This window comes from Priestia sp. P5_B4 (assembly GCF_056400385.1).
Genome location: NZ_JBFULJ010000297.1, coordinates 1 through 4,250, shown reverse-complemented (window position 1 = coordinate 4,250; position 4,250 = coordinate 1). Strand labels below are relative to the sequence as shown.

The window sequence follows — 4,250 nt, the reverse complement described above, 5'->3', positions numbered from 1 at the left end:
CCTGTTTTTTAAAATACTTACGATTTTTATACTGCTCATCTTCAGTGTGAGACACTTTTATTATACAAATGTGATAAAGCTATCATGTTTGTAAGGATAAACAATTGATAAAATAGAATTGTTGGTAATCTCTACCTAAGAGAATACATACTAAATACTTTTTTGAAAGGTGTTGAAGGGTAATGAAGACATGGAAAGAGATGTTTCGTACTTCAAAGCTTAAAAAAATGATGCCTGTAATCGCTCTGTCGTGCGCGGCGGCTGTAAGCTTTTCAAGCAGCGAGGTACATGCTGAAACGGTAAATTGTCAAAGGCAAGAAACTAAGAGTGATCGAGAGTTTGCTAAGCTTGAAGAAAAATATGATGCGAATCTTGGCGTTTTTGCATTAGATACGGGCACCAATAAAACGGTAACGTATCACCCGGACGAGCGTTTTGCTTATGCGTCTACTCATAAGGCTCTCGCTGTCGGTGCACTTTTACAGCAGAAGTCAATTGAAGATCTCAACGAACGAATCTTTTATACGCGCGATGACCTTGTAAACTATAATCCAATTACAGAAAAACACGTGGATACAGGTATGACTCTTCGAGAACTCGCGGATGCATCGCTTCGCTACAGCGACAATACGGCAGGGAACTTAATTCTGCAGCAGCTGGGCGGACCGGATGGATTTAAAGAAGCTTTAGAAAACATAGGAGACGATGTGACGCTGCCTGAGCGCTTTGAACCGGATTTAAATGAAGTGAATCCAGGAGAAACCCACGATACAAGTACACCAAGAGCACTCGCTGCAAGTCTTCAAAAATATGTACTTGGACAGGCACTTCCTGAAGACAAACGTGMACTTTTAACAGATTGGATGAAGCGAAACACAACAGGGGATGCGTTAATACGAGCGGGCGTGCCGAAAAGCTGGGAAGTAGCCGATAAGACAGGCGCAGGCTCATACGCGACGCGAAATGATATTGCTATCCTTTGGCCGCCAAAAGGAGATCCAATTATTCTTGCGATCCTTTCCAATCGTGCGGAAAAAGATGCGGAGTATAATGATAAACTAATTGCAGAAGCGGCTAAACAAGCGGTGAAGACTCTTAAAGTTACTCGTAAATAAAATTGGATAATAGTAGTTTAAATGTAAAAAAAAGATTGAAAAGATCGATAGAACATTCTATTATTAATTAGAAAAAATACAGGAAGGAAGTATCTCTTATGAAAAAGATTTTTCCAATTGTTCTATCTTTCGGTTTATTAACGAGCGTATCTTTTAGCACAGTTTCAAACGTAGATGCGGCAGCTAAATCTTACAAAAACTGTACGGAATTAAACAAAGACTACAAAGGCGGCGTAGCTCGTGCGGCTAATGTAACAAATAAAGGCGGCAAAACAAAGTACAAACCGTATGTGTCAAAATCACTGTATGATGCCAATACAAAGCTAGATCGAGATAAAGACTACATTGCCTGTGAAAAATAAATACTAGCTGACTCCTCCAAGCGCTTATTGTAAGCGCTTGGATTTTTTATTATCATCAACTCCTGTATGTTGCGAGCTGAGGTCAAAAATTAGTCAAACCGCACAAAATAATATCAGAAAATTCACAAAAATAATAATGAACTTGCACTAGAATTCGTATACACTATGTATATGTTAAGTTAACTTACATCCGATGTTAGAAGTTAGGGTGGAAACATCATACAAAAGGAGTTGAGTGTATAGTGTCTACAAATGCAACAAGTTCCGTTATAGAAGAGGTGCATTCTCATCAAGATGCAGGTCTTAATCCGTCACTGAAGCCAAAAGCGGAAAGTGATCGAAAGCTAACTCCGATGTCTTATATGTTTATGTGGATTGGAGACGGCGTTAATTTAGGAAATATGACGCTTGGCGCAAGCTTAGTAGTAGCAGGTACTGCGGTATTAAATCTTTTTCAAACGTTTGTGGCAGCGATTATTGCCATTGGTATTATTTCTACTTTTTTTGTGTTAAACGATCGAATTGGCTATAAGACGGGCATACCGTATGTGATGCAGCTTCGAATGTCTTTTGGAATAAAAGGATCCGTCATATCGTCTCTTTTACGAGGTATTCCAGCTATCATTTGGTATGGTTTCCAAAGCTGGACAGGCGGTACCGCTTTAAACGAAATCGGGAAAATTGTGAGTAAAGGGTCTTTTGACAATCTTGTTCTTTGCTTTATTATCATTCAGCTGCTGCAAATCGTGCTTTCCCTGTACAGCTTCCACGCGGTTAAATGGGTAGAGATGCTTGCTTCAATCATCATATTGCTTGGCCTTGTTTACGTATTTGGTGTTCTTTTAACTTCTCATAGTGAGGTAGTAGGGGAGAAGTGGGTACATACAAAAGGTTCATGGGGACTTCCGTTCTTTTCTTTCATTATGATGTTCATGGGGAATTATGCAGCGATTTTTCTAAGCGCAGCCGATTACTCTAGAGAACTGAAGCCAGGAATTAGCGACACAAAGCGTGGGTTCTTATACTTTACACCAATTCTAGTAGCCTATGGATTCGTTCTTACAATCGGGGCAATGCTTGCTTCTGCTACGGGTATTTCCAATCCAGTTAAAGCGTTCGCGGTTGTAGTGGATAATTCGTATATCACCGTCGCTGTATCGGCTTTTATTGTGATTGGCGTTATTGCCGTAAACATGGTGGCGAACATTATTCCACCTACGTATGTGATTACGCTGCTGACAAAAGTAAATTATAAAGTGGCGGTGACCATTACTGGACTCCTTGCCTTTTGCTCGTTCCCTTGGGTGCTTGTTCAAGATTCGTCAGCTGCAGGTCTTGGGCTGTTCATTTTGCTTTACTCTGCTTTTTTAGGTCCAATTGTTTCTATTTTACTGGTTGATTACTATATTTTACGAAAACAAAGAGTAAACGTAGAAGAATTGTATCAAGAAAAAGGGCCGTTTTCCGGCTACAATCCATGCGCCATGCTTGCGATGCTCATCGGCGCAGGTGCTGCGTTTATCGAAGTCGATTTAGGCTGGATTATAGGAGTGGTAGTTGCAGGAGTTGCGTATATTCTTTTAACGAAATTTGCTTTTAAACATTCAAAATTTAAAAAAGGAACCATCTTTGAATACTAACATTCCATCGATAAAAGCCTTTGCTTGCTGCAAAGGCTTTTATCGCGTCAGATTAAATCTCTTTGTCTAGTTTCCTAAAAAGTGGGTAAAGTAAAGAAGAGAAAAAAGTTACCTCTATTGTGAGTTGCTTTTACAGGAGCGCATCTAATGTATCGCATCAATCATAGCTTAAAGGAGAGGGCAGAGTATGTATGAATTTAGAGTGTATACTCTTCGAGATGGAAGCGAAAAGGTAATCAAAACGCTGAAACATGAATCGTTTGCTGATGAAATTCAACGAGCGGGAATTARGCAAACGGAAATTGCGCAAACACAGTTAGTAGATAAACCGAGATAACGTATTTGCCTTTATTTTTACACGTTTTAAAAAAGCCGGATTCCTATGTTTTTACGCAGGAGTCCGGCTTTTTCTAATTTCTTATAGTTCTTCACCATTTGTTTCAATTACATGTTTGTACCAGTTAAAGGAATCTTTTTTGTAGCGCTTCATTGATCCGTTTCCTTCGTTGTCACGGTCGACAGAAATCATGCCGTATCGCTTTTTCATTTCGCCTGTTGTAAAGGAAACAATATCAATAATTCCCCATGGCGTATAGCCCATTAAATCAACACCATCGTACATCACAGCTTTTTCTAACGCTTCGATGTGCGATTTTAAATATTCAATTCGTGATGCGTCATGAATGGATCCGTCTTCTTCAACCGTATCAATGGCACCAAATCCGTTTTCTAYGATGAACAGCGGAATTTGATAGCGGTCGTAGAAGCGGTTTAACGTATAGCGCAAGCCCGTTGGATCAATTGACCAGCCCCAATCGCTTGATTTGATATAAGGATTTGCTACGCCGTTTGGCAATCCGCCGTTTACGATATCGCCCGTGTTATCAGCTTCAACGTCGCTTTTAACTGTTGTGGACATGTAATAGCTGAAGCCTAAATAATCAACTTTTCCATTTCGTAAAATTTCTTCGTCGCCTTCTTCAAACGGAATATGATAGCCTTCTCGTTCGAATTCTTTTAACGCATAGCTTGGGTAATAGCCGCGAACTTGAACGTCAGGGAAGAAGTAGCGCTGTCTCATTGTTTCTTCTGCTAACATCACATCTTCAGGATTTGAAGAATAAGGATAGATT

The 4,250-nt window shown here is 39.9% G+C and carries 4 protein-coding genes and 1 pseudogene; 4 read left to right on the top strand and 1 reads right to left on the bottom strand.

The genetic code is table 11. The features are described 5' to 3' along the window. Window positions 1–182: 182 nt before the first annotated feature. From bla to AC1DRF_RS17890, 4 genes are all read left to right on the top strand, one after another. A complete protein-coding gene (bla, locus tag AC1DRF_RS17905; RefSeq protein ID WP_477741303.1) occupies window positions 183–1,115 on the top strand; it encodes a class A beta-lactamase in 933 nt (310 codons plus the stop codon). Between the two features lie 98 nt (window positions 1,116–1,213). Beyond that, window positions 1,214–1,477: an excalibur calcium-binding domain-containing protein gene (locus AC1DRF_RS17900; RefSeq protein WP_013058054.1), complete on the top strand. Its 264-nt coding sequence runs from the start codon at window positions 1,214–1,216 to the stop codon at window positions 1,475–1,477. A gap of 242 nt (window positions 1,478–1,719) precedes the next feature. Then, on the top strand, window positions 1,720–3,117 hold the full coding sequence (locus tag AC1DRF_RS17895; protein ID WP_477741302.1) for an NCS1 family transporter: 1,398 nt from the start codon (window positions 1,720–1,722) through the stop codon (window positions 3,115–3,117). Window positions 3,118–3,304: 187 nt separating this feature from the next. Beyond that, window positions 3,305–3,454: a hypothetical protein gene (locus AC1DRF_RS17890; RefSeq protein WP_477741301.1), complete on the top strand. Its 150-nt coding sequence runs from the start codon at window positions 3,305–3,307 to the stop codon at window positions 3,452–3,454. Window positions 3,455–3,535: 81 nt separating this feature from the next. Here the strand turns inward: AC1DRF_RS17890 and bglA are convergent. Then, window positions 3,536–4,250 (bottom strand): annotated as a pseudogene (bglA, locus tag AC1DRF_RS17885) (6-phospho-beta-glucosidase BglA); the annotation flags it as partial.